The organism is Streptomyces sp. NPDC057623 (assembly GCF_042800355.1).
Lineage (GTDB): Bacteria > Actinomycetota > Actinomycetes > Streptomycetales > Streptomycetaceae > Streptomyces.
The window spans coordinates 1-1,504 of the sequence record NZ_JBHVGZ010000178.1; the positions used below are offsets into that span (position 1 = coordinate 1).

General features: G+C 69.1%; 1 protein-coding gene. It reads left to right on the forward strand.

Going from position 1 to position 1,504, the window contains the following annotated elements; genetic code table 11:
- Window positions 1-1,459 (forward strand): IS1182 family transposase (locus ACFU95_RS50985; protein ID WP_383844792.1); only part of this gene is annotated, 1,459 nt, incomplete at its 5' end.
- Window positions 1,460-1,504 lie beyond the last annotated feature (45 nt).

The window sequence follows — 1,504 nt, forward strand, 5'->3', positions numbered from 1 at the left end:
GTTCGTGGAGAACCTCACCGACCGGCAGGCCGCCGAGGCGGTGCGGGCCCGGATCGACTGGAAGTACGCGCTCGGACTGGAACTGACTGACCCTGGCTTCGACTACTCGGTGCTCTGCGAGTTCAGAGACCGGCTGATCGGCGCCGAGGGCGGGCGCGAGGTCCTGGACGGCGTTCTGGCCGCGGCCCGGGAACGGGGGCTGATGGCCGGCGGCGGCAGAGCACGGACCGATTCGACCCATGTGCTGTCGGCGGTGCGTGAGCTGAACCAGCTGGAGCTGGTGTCCGAGTGCCTGCGGTCAGCCCTCAACGCGGTGGCACGCCTGGAACCGGACTGGCTGCGGGCGCGGGCCTTGCCGGACTGGTTCAGGCACTACGCCACCCGCGCCGACGAGACGCGGTTTCCCAAGGACCTCACCAAGCGCACACAGCTCTACGAGCGGATCGGCGCCGACGGCATGCACCTGCTGCGGCTGATCTGGGAGGCCGACGCACCGCCGGGGCTGCGGGAGCTGCCCGAGGCGGAGATCCTGCGGCGGGCGTGGGTTCAGCACTTCCACCTGGTTGAGGGCGAGGTGAGGCGGCGGGGCCCAAAAGACCGGCCGCCGGGCGCCACACGCCTGGCCAGCCCGTATGACGTCCAGGCCCGCAACGGAGTGAAGGGAGAGATCCGCTGGGACGGCTACAAGGTCCACCTCACAGAGACCTGCGAGCCGGACACAGCCCACCTGATCACCAACGTGGTGACCACCCACGGCGCGGTCAGTGACGACCACATGGCCGCCACGGTCCATGCCGGCCTTGCCGCACGGGACTTTCTGCCCACAGAGCACTGGGTCGACGCCGGCTACGCCAACGCCGCCGCCCTGACCGCCGCACACCAAGATCACGGCATCGCCCTGCACGGCCCGCTCAAATCCGCCACGACTGCCCAGTCCAGAGGCACTGCCACCTTCGGGCAAGAGGCGTTCACCATCGACTGGGACCAGCGTCAGGCGGGCTGCCCGGGCGGGCACACCAGCAGCTACTGGCGCCAGGCACGCACTCAGCATGACGCACCCGTCATCCGCATCCAGTTCTCGCCCCGCGACTGTAAACCGTGTCCCCGGCAGCCGGAGTGCATCAACTCCAAGCCCGGAAGCCGCAGGCTCGTGCGCCGCGAGCTCACGCTGCGGCCGCGTGCTGAACACGAGACCCTCCAGCAGGCCCGCGCACTCCAGCAGACAGACGGGTGGAAGGACCGCTACAAGATCCGCGCCGGTGTCGAAGGCACCATCTCCCAAGGTGTCATCGCCCACGGCCTGCGCAGATCCCGCTACCGCGGACTGGCCAAAGCGAGCTTGCAGCACCAACTCACTGCGGCAGCGATCAACATCGCCCGCATCGACGCACACCTCACCGGGAAACCCCACGCTCCCACCCGCATCAGCCCCCTGGCAGCACTGCGCCCCACCGGATGACCCGATGGGGCGCAAAGACAGCCCACAATTCGCCAACAGCGTCCC